The organism is Prochlorococcus marinus str. MIT 9314, assembly GCF_000760035.1.
Classification (GTDB): Bacteria; Cyanobacteriota; Cyanobacteriia; order PCC-6307; family Cyanobiaceae; genus Prochlorococcus_A; species Prochlorococcus_A marinus_B.
The window spans coordinates 18,223-37,930 of record NZ_JNAO01000009.1; the positions used below are offsets into that span (position 1 = coordinate 18,223).

The 19,708-nt window shown below is 31.0% G+C and carries 23 protein-coding genes; 8 read left to right on the plus strand and 15 right to left on the minus strand.

Annotation, left to right across the window (positions count from 1 at the left end):
- The first annotated feature begins 106 nt into the window (after window positions 1-106).
- A complete protein-coding gene (locus tag EU98_RS04415) occupies window positions 107-673 on the plus strand; it encodes an isochorismatase family protein (RefSeq protein WP_032515759.1) in 567 nt (188 codons plus the stop codon).
- A 78-nt stretch (window positions 674-751) separates the two neighbouring features.
- Complete coding sequence (locus EU98_RS04410) at window positions 752-1,783, plus strand: mechanosensitive ion channel family protein (RefSeq protein WP_032515760.1); 1,032 nt, start codon at window positions 752-754, stop codon at window positions 1,781-1,783.
- Here EU98_RS04410 and EU98_RS04405 read toward each other — a convergent pair.
- Window positions 1,754-2,755: an SDR family NAD(P)-dependent oxidoreductase gene (locus EU98_RS04405; RefSeq protein ID WP_032515761.1), complete on the minus strand. Its 1,002-nt coding sequence runs from the start codon at window positions 2,753-2,755 to the stop codon at window positions 1,754-1,756. The genes EU98_RS04410 and EU98_RS04405 overlap by 30 nt on opposite strands.
- Before the next feature lie 224 nt (window positions 2,756-2,979).
- On the opposite strand from EU98_RS04405, the gene crtL reads away from it, so the two are divergent.
- Window positions 2,980-4,263 carry a lycopene beta cyclase gene (crtL, locus tag EU98_RS04400; RefSeq protein ID WP_032515762.1) on the plus strand — a complete coding sequence of 428 codons (1,284 nt, stop codon included), beginning with the start codon at window positions 2,980-2,982 and terminating at the stop codon, window positions 4,261-4,263.
- A 7-nt stretch (window positions 4,264-4,270) separates the two neighbouring features.
- Complete coding sequence (locus EU98_RS04395; RefSeq protein ID WP_032515763.1) at window positions 4,271-4,978, plus strand: SDR family NAD(P)-dependent oxidoreductase; 708 nt, start codon at window positions 4,271-4,273, stop codon at window positions 4,976-4,978.
- On the opposite strand, the gene EU98_RS04390 is transcribed toward EU98_RS04395, so the two are convergent.
- Window positions 4,975-5,517, minus strand: a complete 543-nt coding sequence (locus tag EU98_RS04390; RefSeq protein ID WP_032515764.1) for a GIY-YIG nuclease family protein — start codon at window positions 5,515-5,517, stop codon at window positions 4,975-4,977. The two genes, EU98_RS04395 and EU98_RS04390, sit on opposite strands and share 4 nt — an antisense overlap.
- A 74-nt stretch (window positions 5,518-5,591) precedes the next feature.
- Here EU98_RS04390 and EU98_RS04385 point away from each other — a divergent pair, with 74 nt between their 5' ends.
- A complete protein-coding gene (locus EU98_RS04385) occupies window positions 5,592-6,251 on the plus strand; it encodes a glutathione S-transferase (RefSeq protein ID WP_032515766.1) in 660 nt (219 codons plus the stop codon).
- Here the strand turns inward: EU98_RS04385 and EU98_RS04380 are convergent.
- The 3 genes from EU98_RS04380 to EU98_RS04370 all read right to left on the minus strand — a co-directional run bounded on the left by EU98_RS04380 (window position 6,248) and on the right by EU98_RS04370 (window position 9,083).
- Entirely contained in the window at window positions 6,248-6,505 is a 258-nt protein-coding gene (locus EU98_RS04380; RefSeq protein WP_011862645.1) for a hypothetical protein, read from the minus strand. The genes EU98_RS04385 and EU98_RS04380 overlap by 4 nt on opposite strands.
- Before the next feature lie 36 nt (window positions 6,506-6,541).
- On the minus strand, window positions 6,542-7,930 hold the full coding sequence (locus EU98_RS04375) for a sodium:solute symporter (RefSeq protein WP_032515767.1): 1,389 nt from the start codon (window positions 7,928-7,930) through the stop codon (window positions 6,542-6,544).
- A 94-nt stretch (window positions 7,931-8,024) separates the two neighbouring features.
- Window positions 8,025-9,083: a chlorophyll a/b binding light-harvesting protein gene (locus EU98_RS04370; protein ID WP_011818131.1), complete on the minus strand. Its 1,059-nt coding sequence runs from the start codon at window positions 9,081-9,083 to the stop codon at window positions 8,025-8,027.
- 330 nt (window positions 9,084-9,413) lie between these two features.
- Here EU98_RS04370 and EU98_RS09855 point away from each other — a divergent pair, with 330 nt between their 5' ends.
- Window positions 9,414-9,590, plus strand: a complete 177-nt coding sequence (locus EU98_RS09855) for a hypothetical protein (protein WP_193743012.1) — start codon at window positions 9,414-9,416, stop codon at window positions 9,588-9,590.
- Between the two features lie 48 nt (window positions 9,591-9,638).
- On the opposite strand, the gene EU98_RS04365 is transcribed toward EU98_RS09855, so the two are convergent.
- From EU98_RS04365 to hisS, 4 genes are all read right to left on the minus strand, one after another.
- Entirely contained in the window at window positions 9,639-9,872 is a 234-nt protein-coding gene (locus EU98_RS04365) for a hypothetical protein (RefSeq protein WP_032515768.1), read from the minus strand.
- A 136-nt stretch (window positions 9,873-10,008) separates the two neighbouring features.
- Window positions 10,009-10,308: a TIGR02450 family Trp-rich protein gene (locus EU98_RS04360; protein WP_032515769.1), complete on the minus strand. Its 300-nt coding sequence runs from the start codon at window positions 10,306-10,308 to the stop codon at window positions 10,009-10,011.
- A 2-nt stretch (window positions 10,309-10,310) separates the two neighbouring features.
- Window positions 10,311-10,460, minus strand: coding sequence for a hypothetical protein (locus EU98_RS10085; protein WP_241466393.1), 150 nt, complete (start codon window positions 10,458-10,460; stop codon window positions 10,311-10,313).
- A gap of 140 nt (window positions 10,461-10,600) precedes the next feature.
- Window positions 10,601-11,881 (minus strand): histidine--tRNA ligase, encoded by a 1,281-nt coding sequence (gene hisS, locus EU98_RS04350; protein WP_032515771.1) that lies wholly within the window; start codon window positions 11,879-11,881, stop codon window positions 10,601-10,603.
- Window positions 11,882-11,979: 98 nt separating this feature from the next.
- On the opposite strand from hisS, the gene EU98_RS04345 reads away from it, so the two are divergent.
- On the plus strand, window positions 11,980-12,402 hold the full coding sequence (locus EU98_RS04345; RefSeq protein ID WP_032515772.1) for a GLTT repeat protein: 423 nt from the start codon (window positions 11,980-11,982) through the stop codon (window positions 12,400-12,402).
- A gap of 30 nt (window positions 12,403-12,432) precedes the next feature.
- On the opposite strand, the gene EU98_RS04340 is transcribed toward EU98_RS04345, so the two are convergent.
- Window positions 12,433-13,212 (minus strand): 3'-5' exonuclease, encoded by a 780-nt coding sequence (locus tag EU98_RS04340; protein ID WP_032515774.1) that lies wholly within the window; start codon window positions 13,210-13,212, stop codon window positions 12,433-12,435.
- A gap of 116 nt (window positions 13,213-13,328) precedes the next feature.
- Here EU98_RS04340 and EU98_RS04335 point away from each other — a divergent pair, with 116 nt between their 5' ends.
- A complete protein-coding gene (locus EU98_RS04335; protein ID WP_032515775.1) occupies window positions 13,329-14,051 on the plus strand; it encodes a DUF1350 family protein in 723 nt (240 codons plus the stop codon).
- Here the strand turns inward: EU98_RS04335 and acs are convergent.
- The 5 genes from acs to EU98_RS04310 form a co-directional block, all read right to left on the minus strand.
- Window positions 14,048-16,030, minus strand: a complete 1,983-nt coding sequence (gene acs, locus EU98_RS04330; protein ID WP_032515776.1) for an acetate--CoA ligase — start codon at window positions 16,028-16,030, stop codon at window positions 14,048-14,050. The genes EU98_RS04335 and acs overlap by 4 nt on opposite strands.
- 94 nt (window positions 16,031-16,124) lie before the next feature.
- Window positions 16,125-17,096: a solanesyl diphosphate synthase gene (gene sds, locus EU98_RS04325; RefSeq protein ID WP_032515777.1), complete on the minus strand. Its 972-nt coding sequence runs from the start codon at window positions 17,094-17,096 to the stop codon at window positions 16,125-16,127.
- Between the two features lie 27 nt (window positions 17,097-17,123).
- Complete coding sequence (murI, locus tag EU98_RS04320) at window positions 17,124-17,918, minus strand: glutamate racemase (protein ID WP_032515778.1); 795 nt, start codon at window positions 17,916-17,918, stop codon at window positions 17,124-17,126.
- Window positions 17,915-19,000: an N-acetylmuramoyl-L-alanine amidase gene (locus EU98_RS04315; protein ID WP_032515779.1), complete on the minus strand. Its 1,086-nt coding sequence runs from the start codon at window positions 18,998-19,000 to the stop codon at window positions 17,915-17,917. The genes murI and EU98_RS04315 overlap by 4 nt, the downstream gene beginning before the upstream one ends.
- Window positions 19,000-19,708, minus strand: a 709-nt coding sequence (locus EU98_RS04310; RefSeq protein ID WP_032515781.1) for a carbon-nitrogen hydrolase family protein, incomplete at its 5' end; no start/stop codon positions are given. The genes EU98_RS04315 and EU98_RS04310, both read right to left, overlap by 1 nt.

Sequence of the window (19,708 nt, forward strand, 5' to 3'; positions counted from 1 at the left end):
CTATTCTCAATAATAACTCTAGATGAGAGGAAAACAACTTATTGATTTAAAATGTTTACTAAAGTTCTTCAAAATATTATGTTAAATGTATCTTTATATATAAATGATGAATGATCAAGAAATCTCTTCTGATAAATTATCATCGAGAGTAAACGCCTTGATAATTATTGATATTCAGGAAAAAATAATAAGACCAATTTTTAATAAGGATTCAATAATCAAAAACATTAAAAAGCTAATAAATGCTTACCAAATTTTAGAAGAAAACATATTTGTATCTGAACAAAACCCGCTCAAATTGGGAGTAACGATACCTGAATTATCACCCATAGCAGAATTTAGAAAATTTGAAAAAATGGAATTCAGCCTAGCTAAATTAGAAGATTTTTTAAAAGAACTTAAAGATAAGAAAATTACTAATTTGATAGTTTGTGGGATCGAAACGCATATTTGTATTCAACAAACAGTCTTAGATTGTTTACAAAAAGGATTTGAAGTTATTCTTATATCAGATTCCATGGGAAGTCGAAATAGGGTAGATCATGAAATAGCATTACAAAGAATGGCTCAGAGTGGGGCGATCTTAACAACAACTGAATCAATAATTTTTGAATTATGCAAAACTGCGGATAGAGAAGAATTTAAAGAAATTAGAAACATAATAAATAGTTAAAGAAAAATAAAGACTGGTTTGTTGTTTTGAGATAATTTAAAATTTTATTAGAGATAAATTTAAAGGGTTTATTTGAATATGAAATTAGTTACTGAAAACTTCCTTCTGGCACTATCTATTTTTTTTATTGGAACTTTATTGTCGATAATAATTTCAAAAGTTTCAAAAATATTTTTTAAAAAGATTTCCAAAAGAACAAAAACAAATTTCGATGATTTTATTTTTGAGGTGATCTCTGGAATTATAAAACCTATAGGTTTCCTCCTATCATTTTATTTTTCAATTGACTATTTTTTTACTGATGAAATAACTTTCATCTCTGTCTTATTAAATATTTTGAAATTATTTATATTAATAATCATAATAAAAGCTCTCAACAAAGCTTTAATAAGATCATTAACAGAAACGACCTCGAAAATTAATGATTCCTCTATTAGTTCGATGGTATCTTCACTAACTCCATTGATAAAAGCATTAACATGGAGTATTGGCTCAATTTTTTTCTTACAAAATATAGGTGTTCAAATGACTGCTATTTGGGCTTTACTAAGTGCAGGAGGTATTGGAGCAGGATTGGCTTTGAAGGATCCAGTTCAGGAGTTCTTTGAATATATAACAATTTTGCTTGATAAACCTTTTCAAAAAGGTGAGTTTATAAAATCTGATGGGGTCCTCGGAATGGTTGAGAGAGTGGGAGTACGATCATCAAGAATAAGAAGTATTAATGGAGAAGTAATAGTAATGAGCAATAGCGCCCTAACAAATGGAATAATTTCAAATTATGCCCAAATGGAAAAAAGAAGGTTAGTGCATAAATTGGGAGTAGTTTATGAAACCTCTCCAAAACTTATGAAATTGATTCCAATAATAATTAAAAAAATAGTTGAAGAGACAAAAGATGCGTCTTTTGATAGATGTCATTTCACAGATTTTGGCGACTTCAGTCTTAATTTCGAACTTGTTTATTACATCCCAACAAATAATTATCTCTCCGCAATGGAAGCTCAACAATCTATAAATTTAAAAATTATTGAGGAATTTGCGGTTAATAATATAGAGTTTGCATTCCCAACACAAACCTTAAATATTGAAAGTAACAAAGCCAAATGATCTGCAAATCTCTTCACTTAAAATCCAGAGTTTTGAAGCCAACTCAGAATTATTTGCCTCATCACTAACCTTACTTTCAACTAATTTATGTTTTTTAAAAGATATAAGTTTATTACTTAAATGAACGTAACCAATATTATTTAAATTTGAATCAAAAACAATTTCAGAAAGTATCCTACCAGCATTTTCTATACTTTCAGAAATTCCTAAAATATTTTTTGCAGCTTTAGAAAAAATTAAATATCCAAAGAGATTAAAACGCTTACTGTATCTAAAAAAACCAAGATCATCATTTGGTATTACTAGACCAGGAGCCCAAGTAATTACAGAAATTTTACTAGAGGAAATTTTTAATTTTTTTTCAAGTTCTTTAGCAAACAAAATATTACATAACTTACTATTTTTATAAGCTTTATCAGCATTAAAATTTAAAAATTGCCCAGTTACTTTTTTTCTTAAATTAACTAGGTTATTAAGTCCCGCTTTCTTTCCTATATTCCCACCTGAACTTTTGGGGTCATGTACATCTGATGATGTAATAATGATTCTAGATTCTTCTTTATCTCTAATAAAATCTTTTAGGACATTTACCAAGTAAAAATGTGCAAGATGATTTACTGCAAAAGTAAGTTCTATGCCTTGTTTTGATACTTTAGGATAAAAAGAGCCTGTATATTGCAATCCTGCATTTAAAACAAGTACATCTAAAAAAATCTTTTTACTAATAAAGTAATCTTTAATTTTTTTAATATTCTCTAGATCTGAAAGATCACAATTTTCAATAATATTTAAAAATTTACTAAGGTAATTTTTATCAAAATGTTTCTCGATTTTTCTGAGAAATTCATTCTTTCTTAATTCGTTTTTTATTACAACATATAAAATATTTTTCGTCTTCAGTAAATTAATAATGGCAAAAAACCCTATTCCTGAATTACCTCCAGTAATTAAAATATTTTTATTTTTAATCATTTAAATCCTTATATTTTATTTATGATAAAAAAATAAATAAAGTTTTTTTTATTTTGTAATCTTATAAATTATTGTTAAAACACTGAAAACTTAGTCACTAGTATTTGAATAATTTGATTATTATTAATCTACTCTCATTATAAGTATTGGATGAAAAATATAGTTCTAGGCTCAGAAGTAATAATTTTTTCCATAAATTTCTTTAATCATAAGATTTATATTTAATGTCAAAAGAAAATATACCAGATGTTCTTGTTTTGGGTGCAGGGCCTGCAGGTATGGCTATTGCCTCAGCTTTAGGGAAGGAAAAATTAGATGTTGAAGTACTTTCTCCAAATGGACCAGATGAACCTTGGCCAAATACATATGGCATTTGGGGGAAAGAAGTTGATCAACTCGGGCTTCAGGATTTACTTGAATATAGATGGAAGAATACTGTAAGTTTTTTTGGGCATGGCGCTTTAGAAGAGCAGGACGACGAGAATAAAGCCACTGAACATTCACTAGATTATGGACTATTTGATAAGAAGAAACTCCACAATTATTGGTTTAACGAATGCAATAAGTCTTATATTAAATGGCATCAAGGCTTTGCAAACAAAATACATTTTGAAAAATACAAAAGTACAGTAACTACAAACGATGGCAAAACTTACTCTGCAAAATTAGTAGTAGATGCAACAGGGTATGATCCTGTTTTTCTTAAATTAAAATCCTGTGGTCCCTTAGCAGTCCAAACTTGTTATGGGATAGTAGGTAACTTTAGTAAACCTCCACTTAAGAAAGGGCAGTTTGTATTAATGGACTATAGAAATGATCATCTTAACGATGAGCAAAAAAAAGAACCGCCAACTTTTCTTTATGCCATGGATATGGGGGATGGGAAATATTTTCTTGAAGAGACATCTCTTGGTTTGGTAAATCCTCTAACAATGGAAAATTTAAAAGAGAGACTAGAGAAGAGGCTTTCTTATCGAGATATATCAATTACAAGCATGCAGCACGAAGAGCTTGGCTTATTTCTTCCTATGAATATGCCAATCCCAGATTTCAAACAACAAATACTTGGATATGGTGGTGCTGCTTCAATGGTACATCCTGCATCTGGATATTTAATTGGTAATGTTTTAAGAAGAGCTCCACTTGTCGCAAAGGCAGTCTCAGAAGCAATTAAAAACAAAAATCTAAGTACTTATCATATTGCTAGAAAAGGTTGGGAAACTTTATGGTCAAAAGAATTAATTAGGAAGAAATCACTTTACCAATTTGGTTTAGAAAAACTCATGAGGTTTGATGAGAAACTATTGAGAGAATTTTTTGGAAGTTTTTTCCAACTACCTAAAAATCAATGGTATGGATTTCTAACTGATACGCTTTCTTTAAAAGAGATTGTATATGCTATGTGCATAATGTTTATAAAGGCTCCATGGAGTGTAAAAAAAGGGCTTATGATTATGCATGGAAGAGAATTTAAAATGTTACTAAGGATAATATTTCCAAATATATAGTTAAAAAATGAGAACCATATTAATAAGTGGAGCCAGTAGAGGTATTGGACTAAATATTGCACATAAAGAATTAAAAGAAGGCAATAGAATTAGTGTTGGCATAAGAGATTTAGAATCATTAAAAGGAAGCGATATTGATCCAAAAAAATGGCCAGAAGGGAGAATTATAATCAACCACTATGATGCTTTAAAAAAATTTACAGCCGAAAATTGGATAAAGAATACCGTAGATGAATTTGGAGGATTTGATTCAGTAATAAATTGTTCAGGAGTATTATCGAAAGTTCCTTTCTTATACAAAGATGGTGATGAAGAAGAGATTTTAAATACATTAAATATCAATTTTTTGGCAATTTGGCATTTATGTAGGCTTTCTTGGGATCATTTATGTACCTCTGGAAGAGGAAGAATTATTGTTTTAGTTTCAATGAGTGGTAAAAGATCCAAAGGTGATTTAGCCGCTTATTCTTCTTCAAAGTTTGCTTTGATGGGATTATGCCAAACTATGAAAAACAAAGGTTGGGATAAAAATATAAGGATTTCTGCAATTTGCCCAAGCTGGGTTAATACAAAAATGGCCCAAAATATCTCTTCTTTAGACAAATCAAGCATGACACAACCTGAAGATATTGCTGAAATATGCTCAACTATTCTTAAGTTACCTACCCAATCAGTTCCATTTGAAATCGCCTTAAATTGTAACTATGAAATTTAACCTAAATTAAAAATTAAGTAAGCCATTGAAAGCATTGCAATTGCAATAAACAAACCTTTTATTCGATTAGTTAACAATGAAAAAAGAGATAAATCTTCAGAAAAGTATCCGCCAAAACTACCTGTAATAAATAATATAACCATTGGTAGAGATGCCATTCCGAAAGAATAAGATATAGATCTTATAAATCCAAAATTTAAATAATTAAAAATAAAAGAACCTAATGAAAACAATAAAAAAGATGCAAATAGAGTTATAGAAACTTCAGCATCTAAAGTGTGAGGTAAGCTACCTTTTAGTTCAAATTGCTTTTTACATTCTCTAATTTGTCTTTTAGAAAGCTTTAAATAACCAGTTTCAGGAATTCTTTGCGACTTATATTTTCTTAGTAATCTTGCTTCAAGAGTTTCTGGCTCCTTAGTCATAATTGATGTTAATAATTCATCTGGCTTTAATTTTTTAATTTTTTTTTCAAGATTATCCGTTTTCCCAATCCTATAAAGGTCTCCTACTCTAATAAGGTAAACATATCCCGACATTTGCGTTGTAAAATTAATACTGTTCCTATTTAGATAATACTAAAAGAATTAGGGAAATTAAAAGTTTTTACAATATGAAAAACGATATTTTATATTCATTTCGAAGATGTCCATATGCAATTCGTGCAAGATGGGCCCTGTTAATTAGCGAAATAAAAGTAGAGATAAGAGAAATTGATTTAAAAAATAAACCTTTAGATTTTTTAAATAATTCAAAGACGAAAACCGTTCCAATTCTTATAAAAAAAAATAGTGAAGTTATTGAAGAAAGTCTTGAAATCATCCTGTGGGCTCTCTCAGAGTCGAAAAAGGAAAAAATCAAATTAATTTATTTTCCTGAGAACAAAAAGGAAGATATTTTTAAAATAATTAATGAAAACGATAACGAATTCAAATATCATTTAGATCGATTTAAATATGCCACAAGATATAAAGATAGTGATGAAGAATTTCATTTCACAAATGCTATTAAATTTATAAAGAGATGGAACGAACTACTTGCAGAAAACAAATATTTTTTTGGAGATAGCCCCACAATCGCTGATTGGTCTGTTTGGCCTTTTGTAAGACAATTTAGAATCGCTTGTGAAAGTCAAAAAAGGGTAAATTATTTTGAACCCTCGATAAAAAACTGGTTAGATTCATTTGAGAAAAATAAAGAATTTAAAACCTTAATGTATAAATACGAATTATGGGAACCTAATTATAGAAAGAATTATTTTCCTTTTAATTAACTTTCTAACAACTTCCTTTTTTCAATTATTCTTGCTAACTCCAAAAAATATCCTGCAGTCCTAAATTTTCCAATATTTTTTTCCTTAAAATCAAGATCGCTTCTAATTTCTGCAGTCTCCGCCATTAGCAAATCTAAATCATTTGATCCAAGACTATACAATTCTCCTAGTTCGATTTCCCTTCCGAGTAAATGGCTCCTAAACCACTTGCCTTTATTTTCTTGAGGTGGAATATCGTAGGGAGTAAATGACATTAAAATAAAATTTAGGCTAATACTATTCTAGGGTTCTTATTGAAACTTTTTCATCTCTACTTTATTAAAAATCAATGCAATAAAAAGAATTGCGAATGTAATTAGGGCACAAATTTCTGTCCAATAATCTAACCCAATTTTAGAAATCATTAATGGTGCAAGAACTGTAAATAGTCCCCCAGAAAGAATTAACTGAGCAAAAAGCTGTTTTGACGTAAAAATTGGTAAAGTCTTAGAAATATTTTTAGGATCTGCAAGCCTTAAAAGAAGTAACCCAGAAGCTACTACACCCGTAGAATTACCAAACTCTATCAAGCTTTTTTCAAACCAATAATCATCAAAAATAAAGTATGCGAAATAAGCAATGCAGATTAAATTCCAAAATAAACCGAAAATAGTAAACACTAAAATAAGTATCCAATTATCAAAAACAACTGCGATATCTAAACTCGCCATAGCTGTAAAAATCAACAAATCTGTGGATAAAATACCAATCTCCCTTTGCAGAATATTTGAAATAAATTCTGTATTTTTGGTTTTCTCTAAAATATATCTTATAAGGAGCGAACCTATAAGGATAAAAGGGAATACTGGTAGTGAAAAAATAATTTCCTTCGAAAAATCTCCAAAAGAACTTGAAATATACCTTAAAAATTTAAGTAGCAAAATACCAAAAGAAATTGCCAAACCAGAGAATCCAAGATTTATTATAAAAATTCTTAAATCTGCAAAAATTCCTGTCTTATTTTTTCCCATTAGAGTATCTTTTTGTTCAAGAATTTGCTCAGTATCTGAAAGACCTAAAGTTCTACCAAGGAAGATGAATATGCTACCCAATATTGAAGAGGATAAAAGACCCATTGTTGCCATAGCCAAACCAAGATCTAAACCATTTGGGAAACCTAGTTTATTAAAACTTTCACCGATTATTGATGCAGCTCCATGACCGCCCTCAAAACCTACCTCTATTAAACAACCCATTAGAGGATTTGCGTCCATAGATGGAGGCAGAAAATATTTAACAACAAGGCCACCGACAAAAAATTGTCCGAAACCTAGTGAAAGAGCTAATAGAAATTGATTAAAAATCGGTTTAACTAAACCATTTATATTCGGTATAGGTCTTCCCATCATTAAAGTTGCGAAGACTAATGATAAAAGAGGAGTAGGAAAATTACTCCAAACATTTATTGTTTCTTTTGGTAAAAAGTGTATCGCACCAAATGGGCCTATAGATATACCTAAAATTCCTGATATAACTGCTATCGGCAATCCAAATCTCTCAAGTTGAACAGCTAGTTTAAATTTCCTTCCAAAAATCAACAAAAAAAATATAAATAACAATCCAAAAAAACTTATCAATAGAGAATTTGAAAAAATATCTTTATTCTGGATCGAAAAAATATTCAATGATTTCAAAAACATATAACTCTAAATCTAAATTAATAAACAAAATTTTTCAAATAAAAAAGGCTCCGGTATTAGGAGCCTTTAGATATTGGTAAGAAAAATTTGAAAATTAATCTTTAAGAGTAACTGTTGCACTATCAATATTACTGATAGCATTTGTAACTCTCTTGAAATCAAAGCCTAGTGCTCTTAAAGCGTGCCATAGATGACCTTGTATAAAGAAGAATCCAAAATAGTAATGAACATTAGCTAACCATGCCCTTGAAGTGTACTCACCATCAGGAAGATCAACAGTATCTACCCAATAAGGAGAAATACTAAACTTCAATTCAAGTGGTTCACCAAAGAATTCAGTTGGATAAACTGTTGTGTTAGCTGCACTCCAGAAGGCTGCAATAATAGCCATCCAACCTATTCCGGCTAGTGACCATGAGAGAACTGCTTCTGCTGAGAGAAGTCCTTTACCTTTAAATTTGGTATATTCACCAACTTGCTTAGTAGCAATATGCCAAGCACCACCAGTAATCTCAACGAAAGCAAGAAAAGCATGACCTCCCATTACTTCTTCAAGGCTATCAATAGTCAAAAAGTCTGTTTGGTGATTCCAAATTTTGGCCAAATTTAATTCATACTCAACTTGTCTTACAGAACCAATAGCTGGATCATAAATTCCATGAACCCTTGCCCATTCAACAAAAGCGATAACTGCGAAACCAAGAATAATTAAATGGTGACCAAGAATAAATGTCAATTTGTCTGGATTATCCCATTCAATATTGAATTTTCTAGCTCTTGCTACATCAGAATCTTCTAGATTTCCAGGAAGAAGTAAAGAGTGTAAAAGTCCTCCGGCTGCTAAAACCATAGAAGAAACTAAGTGAACTATTGCTATCGCTAGAACAGGTTTAGTATCTCCCATCGCAACACCATTAGCATCAAACCCTATTCCAAGAGTTGCTAAGTGAGGAAGAACGATTAGAGGTTGATGACCCATTGGGACGCTTGGGTCAAATCGTGAAAGTTCAAAAAGGGTGAATGCACCCGCCCAGAAAACAATTAATCCTGCATGAGCTACATGAGCAGCAATGAATTTTCCTGAGCGATTTGCTACACCTGAATTACCAGCCCACCATCCATAGGTAGTATCTGGATTTCCATAGGTTTGCATTTAGGAATTGATTAGCTTAAACGTTTTGAGAATACTTTATATTTCACCAAACAGTTGAATTCATAACAAAATTGTAAAGGTTAGTAATCCTAACTATTACTAAACAAAAATTATTCTTAGGGCAAGACAAGAGTAAAGAAGGTAGATTTAATGAAGAAAAATTATTCTCAGAGATATAAGTTTTGCCAAATAAACCAGTATTTTTAAATTCAAATAAGTTAAATAAATTTCATTTTGCTGACATAAAACGATGTTTTGTTTCATTACACCGTGGTAGTTATTGCCTCATTTTCAAACAATTATTAAATATGGGATAAGACATCTAATATTATGACTACTTCTCAAGAGTCTTCTAGAAAATTTTCACTAGAAATGAAATCTAAAGTTCATTACAAAAAGGCTGCAAAATCTTACAGAAAATCGAAACAATATATAAACATGATTAACTTGTATCCAACTTTGCAAAACACTCTTATTGAGTGTAAGGATGAGAATCTAATCGAATAAATATCTTATTTATTTTCCCAAAATAAATCAGGAGTAATACATCATTTTTTAGGCTGCAATATTGTAGTTTTCTTCAGAATAAAATTTATTAATTATTTCTCTACACATTTTTATATTGTATAGCGCTTTGGGTTTCCAAGGTTTTTTCTGACCGAGTGGAGAGCTTTTCCAATGAATCCCAGGCTTGAGAATTCCATTTTCACGTAAAAAAGAAAGTTTAATTTCAGTTATTCCCAGTTTTTCCGAGGTCAACTCAGATGAGCTCCACATATCCCCTAACATTGAATTAAGTAAATATTATTAATCCTTGATAACGTTAATTTTATTTTTTTGAAAGGGGTAAAACTTTTAAATAATTATTAAGTCACAAAAAACCTAGTATTTACAAAGAAAAGAAATTTGAAAGATTTATATCAAATTAAGAAATATTAAATAAAGAATCTTCATTAATGAACATTGCATCGATAACCTTTCCTTTATTGATGGATTTATAGTTAACGTATTCTTCTGTAATCGATTGATGCTTTGAAAGATTGATCCAACCCTTGTGCCAATTTCCACTATTTACTAATTCTTCATAAGAAGTTTTTAAGTTAATTTCAGAATCAAGGACAGAAACCATTAAAAAACTAATATTTCCTTTTTCTTTAGTCTCATTTACTAAAACAAAATGTCTTAGTCCTTTTATGGTTTTATTAGAAGTCCAGTAATTTTCCATAATTATTTTTTCTTAATGTTCCCCTCAGAATTTTTTCTAGATATTTTCTTATATTCATTTCTAATTTCTTTTAATAAAAGTTTTCTTTTATCCATGTAGTTTAAAGAATCTTGTTTTGTTAAGTTATATCTTTCTTTTTTAGTTAAATTCATCCAATTATTAAGATTCTTTTTATTGAAAGTTGTTATTTTTTTAGAATTAAAAACTTTTTGTTTTCTATTTAATTTAAGAAAACTCTTTAAATTAAAAAAAATTAATATAAAAAGAAAAATTATCACTATCTTCAAGAACATCACTTTACAAGTAAGTTATTATTTATCCAATTTTCTAATTTAATATCATTCTCAAAAGATATAAGCTCCTCTTCATTCCCATTACCTGATTGATCAAAGAGCCTTATAATAAATTCCCCATTAACTGCCTCATCATCACCAATAACAATAATACTTTTAGATTTAAATTTATTTGCCTTTTTAAATTGCTTAGAAAATGAGGCTCCGCTCAAATCTAACTCAACTAACAAATCATAATTTCTTAATTTTCTAGATAAATCCATTGCTAATGATTCAGCAATTAAGCCTTGATTAATGATATAGATATCAGTATTTCTTGGAATTTCAAGCTCTTTTCCTGCGAGTAAAATCAATCTTTCTAAACCAATAGCGAAACCAATCGCAGGAGTGTTTGGCCCTCCCATTTGTTTTATTAAATCGTCGTATCTCCCTCCTCCGCAAACTGTAGCTTGGGAGCCCAGAGCCCCACTAGTAATTTCAAAAGCTGTATGAGTGTAATAATCTAAACCTCTTACAAGATTAAAATTTTCTACATAAGGTATTTTTAGAAACTCTAGTTGTCTTTTTAAGTCTAAATATCTTTTAAGACTTTTTTCAGATAAAAAATTAAATAATCTTGGTGCATTTTCAAGAACCTTTTTAGTTTGAATATTCTTTGAATCCAATATCCTCAAAGGGTTTTTAGATATTCTATTCTGAGAATCTAAATCTAGAGAATCTTTATTTTTTTCTAACCATTTTAAGAAAGATTTTTGAAAATTTAATCTGTCATTTGTATCGCCTAACGTATTTATTTCAAGATTGAGTTCTTTTATTCCTAATTTACCTAAGATATCCCAAGCTAAAGCAATAATTTCAACATCACTTCTAACTGAATCATGTCCTATAAACTCAACACCTAATTGATGAAACTGTCTTTGCCTGCCTGCTTGAGGTCTTTCGTATCGAAACATAGGACCCATGTACCAAAGTTTTTGAAGAGGATTAGACGATATTCCATTTTGTATTAACGCTCGTGCGACTGAGGCTGTTCCTTCAGGTCTTAAAGTACAAGATCTCTTCCCCCTATCAAGAAATGTATACATTTCCTTACTGACAACATCTGTTCCTTCACCAATTCCTCTTATAAATAATTCGGTCATTTCTAATATTGGTGTTCTTATTTCATTGATGGACGCTCTAGAAAGCTGCTCTAATAAAATTTTTTCAACGTTTTGCCACTTTATTAATTGATCAGGAAATAGGTCAACTGTTCCTCTTAGGTTTTTTAAGTTATTCAAAGTTCTAAAAAATAATTCAAAATTTTTAATTCATCTAGAAATTAATCTTTGATTGGTTATTTTGTGAGACAATTTTAATTTAACATTTAGAAAAACTATTGGGAATTAATAAAAGTAAAGAGAATCAACATTGCGGTACAAAACCAAAAAAAATTGCTTTTGGAATAGCACCTCTTGGTATAGTTTCAATAGGAATAGTGCCGATGGGAGTAATAAGTATAGGTGTAGTACCAATGGGTGTATTTTCTTTTGGTGCAGTCGCAATGGGAATAGTTAATTTATCAGTAGTAGGGATGGGAATTATATCTGCCGGTGTAACGACTATGGGAATATGGGAGTATTCGCCTAATTCTCAAAACAATCATCATAATCATTCCAAACAATTTTCAAATTCAAGCAAAGAAAATATGATGTCAAATCTATTTAACACTAAACAAGAAGCTGAAAAGGCTGCCTCAAAATACGGATGTATTGGAGCACATAAAATGGGTAATAAGTGGATGCCCTGTAAGATGCACTAGATATTTTCTGAGTCAAATATTTATTGAATATTAATTCAAAATCTCAACTCTAAAATCAAGATTTTTTGCCTCATCAGTAGTTAATTTTCTTGACCAAGCTCCTTGCACAGGATTATTCCATCTGAACCCAGCATTTTTAGCTAAAGACCTATCTTCGTAACCAATCATTGCTTTGTATAAAAACCTTGGTTCAGTAGCTTTAAGTAGGAGTTCCTCTAAATTATCACATTTTTTGAAGACCTCAGATATGTAAAAACAATCAGATAAAGCTCTATGTAAATTCCAAACTGGTATTGAAAAAGATAAAGCTAGATCAGTTACTGAGGGTCTATTTTTTAGTGATTTTTTAAAAGACCAATTAATATCTTCTAAACTACATATCCATTTTTTATTAAGTTTAGGTAATTTTCCTTTCCCAAACCATTTCTTATCAAACTCTACATTATGCGCGACAATGAAATCCGAACAATCGACAAGTTTCAGAAAGAAATTTAATCCATCCTCCCATGGTTGAGAGATATTAGTTACTTCAGCAGATATACCATTAACATGCTCGGCTTCATTATTATTAACTGGAAATAAAAATGAAACTTGTGAAAGCACACACTTAAAAGATACATCAAACAAAATACAACCTATCTCTATCACTTCATCTTTATTTTCGTCTAAACCTGTTGTTTCAGTATCAAGAATTAAAATTTTTTCAATTTTTTTATTTTGATTAGCAACACCCTCTTCAGAGGGATAACTGATGACTTGATCCTGAAGAATATCCAATTGATTTATTTTTTTTTTGTTAGATAGATCCAATTAGCTGAAAACACTTTCATTTATCTTGACGCATTTAATAAAAATTTCTCTTAAGTTAATATAAATTAAGAAACATGATTAGAAAATAATTTTCATACATTTTTAGTTTATTAAAGATGACTTTTACAAAATATCAATTTAATAATTTTTGTTATTGGCCTTCAAATCCTAAAAAAATTGTGGAATTTATTGGTGGAAGTTATCTGGCTTCTAAACCAGATTTAACTTATAAAAGATTCATAGAGAGTTTAATTAATAAAAACTATGCAGTACATGCATATAAATACACTCCTCAATTCGATCACCAACAACTTGCTATTAAAGCATGGAGGGATTTCAAGAATTGCCGAATATCTTTATACAAGAGAATAGGAGCATCAATTCCTTCAATAAGAATTGGTCATAGCCTAGGCTGCAAACTTCATCTAATTTCTCCTGATGGTGGAAGAAATTGCGAAAAATTCATATCAATAAGTTTTAATAACTTCAGTGCTAACAAATCTATTCCATTATTGAAACAAATTTCTCGAAAATTAGAATTCAATAGTGAATTTAGCCCAAGCCCTGAAAGAACTTTGCGATTAATTGAAAAAACATATAATCAAAAAAATAACTTCCTAATAAAATTCAACTCAGACGAATTAGATCAAACAGATAAATTATTTTCTTGTCTGAAAGCAAGAAAAGAAGATAATTCTAAGGGGGTAATGTTAAAAGGTACACACACTATAATTGCCAGCGCAGGATTAAGAGAAAATTTTTTGGGAGACTGGGCCGATGATGAATTTAAAAGAAATACTATAAAAAAAATTTCCAATTTAATTGATGAATCTCATTAGGATAATTCTTTCAGCTTTTCCAAAACAGAACTATCTTCAAGAGTACTTATATCACCGCTAATTTTTTCTCCAGCAGCCAAAGATCTTAAAATTCGCCTCATAATTTTTCCACTACGTGTTTTCGGAAGAGAGTCAGAAACTATAATCTTTTCAGGCTTTGCGATAATTCCAATTTCTTTAACAACATGTTTCTTTAGATCCTCCACTAATTCTGAAGAACCCTTCACGTCTTTCTCTAGAGATACAAAAGCAACTATAACTTCACCTTTTAAATCATCTTTTTTGCCAACGACTGCAGACTCTGCAACTGATTTATGACTTACCAAAGCAGATTCTATTTCCATAGTTCCTAACCGATGTCCTGAAACACTTATGACATCATCAACTCTTCCCATAATCCAAATATATCCATCTTCATCAATACGTGCTCCATCTCCAGCAAAATAAACATTTTTTTCTCCTTTAAAGGAAATATATTCCCAATAACTCTCCAAATATCTCTCTGAGTTTCCGTGAATTGTTCTCATCATTCCTGGCCAAGGTTTCTTAATAATTAAATAGCCACCCTCGTTCTCCTTAACCTTATCTCCATTCTTATCCACAATTTCAACTTCGATTCCTGGCAGAGGGAAAGTAGCTGACCCTGGCTTTGTAGCAACGACTCCAGGCAAGGGACTTATCATCACACCACCAGTCTCAGTTTGCCACCAAGTATCAACAATAGGGCATTTATCTTTACCAATAACATCCTTGTACCACATCCATGCTTCAGGATTAATTGGTTCTCCAACTGTGCCCAAAAGCCTAAGACTCCCCAAATTATATTTGTCAGGTATTTCACGCCCAGACTTCATAAATGCTCTTATTGCAGTTGGTGCAGTATAAAAAATAGAAACCTTATATTTTTGAACAATTTCCCAAAAAGCCCCTAAATTTGAGGGTCTTGGCACGCCCTCATACATTAAGGTTGTAGCACCATTAGATAAGGGACCATAAACTATGTAACTATGACCTGTAATCCAACCAACATCAGCAGTACACCAGTAAATATCGTCATCTTTTAAGTCAAAAATCCATTTAAATGTTAAATGGGACCAAAGATTGTAACCACCTGTAGTGTGGACTACACCTTTGGGCTTTCCAGTAGAGCCTGAAGTATAAAGAATAAAAAGTCTATCTTCGCTATTCATTATTTCAGGTTCACAATGATCTTTTTGATCTTTTAATAATTCGTGCCACCAAAAATCTCTATCATCAACCATCGAAATATTTTTTTGGGATCGTTGAACAACAACTACTTTTTCAACAACTTTATCTGCCCCACTTTTGATAGCCGCATCAACTGCTTTCTTAAGTTCAATCACCTTATCTTTTCTAAAGCCACCATCAGCAGTAATAACAAATCTGGCGTTTCCATCAATTAACCTATCTTTTAAAGCTTCTGAAGAAAATCCTCCGAAGACAACTGAATGAGGCGCGCCAATTCTTGCACAAGCTAACATCGCAAACATCGCTTCAGGAATCATCGGCATATAAATACATACCAAATCTCCTTTTTTAACACCAATTGCTTTTAATGCATTAGCTGCTTTACATACCTCTTTTAGAAGTTCTTCGTAAGTATATTTTTTGCTATCTCCGGGTTCGCCTTCCCATATAAGTGCAGTTTTTCCTCCAAGCCCTCTCTTAATGTGTCTATCTAAGCAGTTATATGTAATATTGAGTTTTCCTTCTTTGAACCATTTAAAAAAGGGCGCATTTTCGTTATCTAATACAGTTTGAAATGGCTCAAACCAATCTAATTCAGAATTTGCAAAAGATTTCCAAAATTCAATAGGATTATCTGATGCTAGTTTTTTTAGGCTTAATAATTCTTCTTGAGTACTAATATTTGAGTTTTCTGCAAATTTGTTTGATGGTGGGAAAATTCTCTTTTCTTCAAGTATGTTATTGATTGAATTTTTTTTATCTAATGACATTAAATAGAACTATGTTTAATAAATTTAGTCGAAAAAATTAAGTTTTTCAAAAATTTTAATATTAATTTAGCTCAAAGATTTATTTCTAATAGATCTAATAAATACGGCTTATAACAAATTCTGGAAGAGCCATTAAAGCTCTTTTATATTCTGAATCAGGAAGCCAGACTATAGCTTCTTTGGAAAGCATTGCAAAATCTTCAGCTAATTTCCTAGAACTTTCAATAGCTTTAGAGTTCATAATGATATTAAGAGCATCATCTAAATCATCTTTTTCAGCAAGTTCTCTATTTATAAGAACTGACAATTGTTTGTTTTCTTCTAAGGCATATAAAACTGGAGCGGTAAGATAGCCGCTAGCAAGATCACTTACCGCAGGTTTTCCAAGTTGTTTATCATTTCCAGTAAAGTCAAGAATGTCATCTACAACTTGGAATGCTAATCCAATATTTTTACCAAAATCGTACAACGAGGTTAAGTTTTCATCATTAATCCCACTCAAAACTCCAGCTGCTTTGCAACTATTGGCTATTAATGATGCTGTTTTACAATAACTTTTGTTGATGTATTTAGAAAAAGATTGAGCCGAATCAAATCTATTTAAATTTTGCTTGATTTCACCCTCTGCTAAATCCATTATTACTCTACTCAGTAATTTTACTACATTTACATTGTCAAGATTTGCTAGGTGCCAACTTGCTTGGGCGAATAAAAAGTCACCCGCCAAAACAGCAACTCTGGTATTAAATCTGCTATGAACTGTATCAACTCCTCTTCTTGTAGACGCCTCATCAACTACATCATCATGTACTAATGAGGCTGTATGAATCATCTCAGTTATTTCAGCAAGCCTTTTATGTTTAGTTGTTAAGCAAAATTCATGGGATATAGCTTTTGAAATCAATAAAACTATACCAGGTCTCAACCTTTTCCCCCCAGCACTGAAAAGGTGTTCTGCTGCTGCTTGAAGAATTGGGTGACCAGCTCCTATTAGATTTTTCAGTTCTAAAATAAGATCATCAAGATCGTTTTCAACTGGTTGTAGTAGCTCTGTTACTGTATTCATGATTGACCTCTTCTATATCTTAAGGAATCAAACATTACTTCGGAGGTAAACCAACCTAATTTCTTTATTAATTCCAAGCCAAAATTTTACTTTATTGGAAAACTCATCTCTTTCTGAAGTAACAAAAAATTTTACATCTTCGAAAGAAATTCTCTCATAGCGGTCAGTTTTTGGAATAGCAAAAGATTCATTTAATTTTTTTATTAATGCTACAGATGGATCAATAATTTTTATATTTGAATCTAATTTTTTTCTTAAAAAGTCATAAATCAAGGGATAGTGACTACATCCAAGTATTAATTCTTCAATATTTTTAGTTATTAGTGGTCTTAAGTATAAGTCTGAAAGACTATTTAACTTATCAATATTTAATTTTTCTTTTTCAATTTCTGATACAAATTCTGGACATTCTTGCTGAAATATTATCGTATTCTCTTTTTTAGCTTTTATAGATTTCTTGTAATAAGATGATCGAACAGTTGTTTGTGTTGCTAGGACACCAATTATTTGTTTATCAACTATTTCCGATACTGAGTTTATAAGATCAAAACAAGGAACCTTTAAATTATCTTCTAGAATATCAAGCGCACACGCATTTGTAGTGTTACAAGCAACTAAAAGTGCATCCAAATTCTTATCAACAAAAAAAGTACAAATCTCCTTTGCAATTAATCTAATCTCTTTAGAATTTTTGTTCCCAAAAGGTATTCGTTTTGTATCCGCCAAATAAAAAACTTCTACATCTTTACGTGTTTTTAGTAAAGAATTAAGGATAGTAAAACCACCTATTCCACTATCAAATATACCTATTTTAAGTTTCACCCTACTTTAACTAGATATTCGAGGATTCCTTTTGCAATTGCATAGGCTAATCTTTTTCTATGGGTTATTTTTTCTAATCTTCTTGCATCTAATCTTCCCGTTAAAAATCCAATTTCTACAAGAACTGCAGGCATCCTAGTATTTTTAATTACATAAAATCTACCTTGTTTAACTCCTCGATCAGGACTCCCAGGGGAAACCCTTAAAATTTGTTTTTGAATTCTTTTAGCGAGTAATCTTCCTCTCCACCCTCTGTAATAAAAGGTTTCCAATCCATTTATATCTCTTCTTTTACCTCTTGAGGCATTTGCATGAATACTTACAAAGATATCTGCATCGGTATTATTAGCAATGGAGACTCTTGGAGGCAAATCCAAATCAATGTCATTTGTTCTCGTCAACCTTACTTTGACACCTTTCTCAGAAAGTAAATTTTTAATTATTTTTGAAATCTCTAGAACAACATCTGTTTCTCTAATACCACCAATACCTATTGCTCCTGGATCAGGTCCTCCATGCCCTGGATCGATTACAACCTCAAACTTGTTTCGTTTTACCTCTGGAAGTTTCAAGTAACCATAATTATTTCTCTTCTTATAAATTAAATTTTTACTTGATTTGATATTTCCTCTTTTCTTTTCAACTAAACCTTCACCAATCTTTTTAAATGCATATTTTGGGTTAAATAGTTTAATTTTCCATCTATTTTGATCTAAGCCAAGCATATGCCAAGTCAAAGGTTTCAAATAAGTCTCTTCCTTAAATTCAATTACTAGTCTTGTTTTACCCTTATCTGGTTTACCTAATCTAATTTCTTTTATTGGGCCATTACCTTTTATTGTTCTCGGGTTTTTTAATTCTCCTGGGAAATCCACCCAGAATCTATCTCCCGATATTTGATTAGCCTTCTGAAAGTATGCTTTTAAATTTGTATTTGATTTAGTTCTTAATTCTAAAACCCCATTTGTATTTATAGCCCATGCCGCAAGAGCACTTGATGATTTAACTGGAAGGATTGAAGAATTTAAAAATAAAAAAACGGATAAATAACGAAAAAGTTTATTATCTAAAAACTTTATCATTAGTTTGAAAACAATTTGTTTTTTCTATGTTTAAGGCTTGGCATCTGCTCCCTAATTTTCTTTACTCTTTCTTTATCGGCAGGGGCTATTGCAGCTCCCTGAGTTTTTCCAGCATCAGATAAAACTGTACCCCAAGGATCAATCACCATTGCATGGCCATGACTTTGCCTTCTTCCATAATGAATCCCAGTTTGAGCAGGAGCTACTACATATGCTGTATTCTCAATTGCTCTTGCTTGTAAAAGGATTTGCCAATGATCTTTTCCAGTAAATGCTGTAAAAGCTGCTGGAATCATAATTAGCTCTGCACCATTGGAAGACAAATATCTATAGAGTTCAGGAAATCTAACGTCGTAACAAATCGACAATCCTATTTTGCATAAACCTGGGACATCTACAACAGGTGGATACTCTGCTCCAGATAAAATAGTTGATGATTCCTTATATAAATTTCCATCTGGCAGATCAACATCAAACAAATGAATCTTATCGTATTTTGCCAAAATTTGTCCGTCTTTCCCAAATAAGGCTGACCTATTAAAAGTATGACTATCATCACCAGCAGGGACAGGATACCCTCCTCCCAAAAGAAATACTTGATATCTTTGTGACATAGTTTTTAGAAAATTTGCACACTTCTCTGACAATTCAGAAGCTAATCTAAGTTTTTCATCATCTCCCCCTAAAAAAGCAAAATTCTCAGGCAAT

Bases quoted from the DNA above. Each gene is read 5' to 3' on its own strand.
- EU98_RS04415 (WP_032515759.1), top strand. From the start codon at position 107: ATGAATGATCAAGAAATCTCTTCTGATAAATTATCATCGAGAGTAAAC.
- EU98_RS04410 (WP_032515760.1), top strand. From the start codon at position 752: ATGAAATTAGTTACTGAAAACTTCCTTCTGGCACTATCTATTTTTTTT.
- EU98_RS04405 (WP_032515761.1), bottom strand. From the start codon at position 2,755: ATGATTAAAAATAAAAATATTTTAATTACTGGAGGTAATTCAGGAATA.
- crtL (WP_032515762.1), top strand. From the start codon at position 2,980: ATGTCAAAAGAAAATATACCAGATGTTCTTGTTTTGGGTGCAGGGCCT.
- EU98_RS04395 (WP_032515763.1), top strand. From the start codon at position 4,271: ATGAGAACCATATTAATAAGTGGAGCCAGTAGAGGTATTGGACTAAAT.
- EU98_RS04390 (WP_032515764.1), bottom strand. From the start codon at position 5,517: ATGTCGGGATATGTTTACCTTATTAGAGTAGGAGACCTTTATAGGATT.
- EU98_RS04385 (WP_032515766.1), top strand. From the start codon at position 5,592: ATGAAAAACGATATTTTATATTCATTTCGAAGATGTCCATATGCAATT.
- EU98_RS04380 (WP_011862645.1), bottom strand. From the start codon at position 6,505: ATGTCATTTACTCCCTACGATATTCCACCTCAAGAAAATAAAGGCAAG.
- EU98_RS04375 (WP_032515767.1), bottom strand. From the start codon at position 7,930: ATGTTTTTGAAATCATTGAATATTTTTTCGATCCAGAATAAAGATATT.
- EU98_RS04370 (WP_011818131.1), bottom strand. From the start codon at position 9,083: ATGCAAACCTATGGAAATCCAGATACTACCTATGGATGGTGGGCTGGT.
- EU98_RS09855 (WP_193743012.1), top strand. From the start codon at position 9,414: ATGACTACTTCTCAAGAGTCTTCTAGAAAATTTTCACTAGAAATGAAA.
- EU98_RS04365 (WP_032515768.1), bottom strand. From the start codon at position 9,872: ATGTTAGGGGATATGTGGAGCTCATCTGAGTTGACCTCGGAAAAACTG.
- EU98_RS04360 (WP_032515769.1), bottom strand. From the start codon at position 10,308: ATGGAAAATTACTGGACTTCTAATAAAACCATAAAAGGACTAAGACAT.
- EU98_RS10085 (WP_241466393.1), bottom strand. From the start codon at position 10,460: ATGAATTTAACTAAAAAAGAAAGATATAACTTAACAAAACAAGATTCT.
- EU98_RS04335 (WP_032515775.1), top strand. From the start codon at position 13,329: ATGACTTTTACAAAATATCAATTTAATAATTTTTGTTATTGGCCTTCA.
- acs (WP_032515776.1), bottom strand. From the start codon at position 16,030: ATGTCATTAGATAAAAAAAATTCAATCAATAACATACTTGAAGAAAAG.
- sds (WP_032515777.1), bottom strand. From the start codon at position 17,096: ATGAATACAGTAACAGAGCTACTACAACCAGTTGAAAACGATCTTGAT.
- EU98_RS04315 (WP_032515779.1), bottom strand. From the start codon at position 19,000: ATGATAAAGTTTTTAGATAATAAACTTTTTCGTTATTTATCCGTTTTT.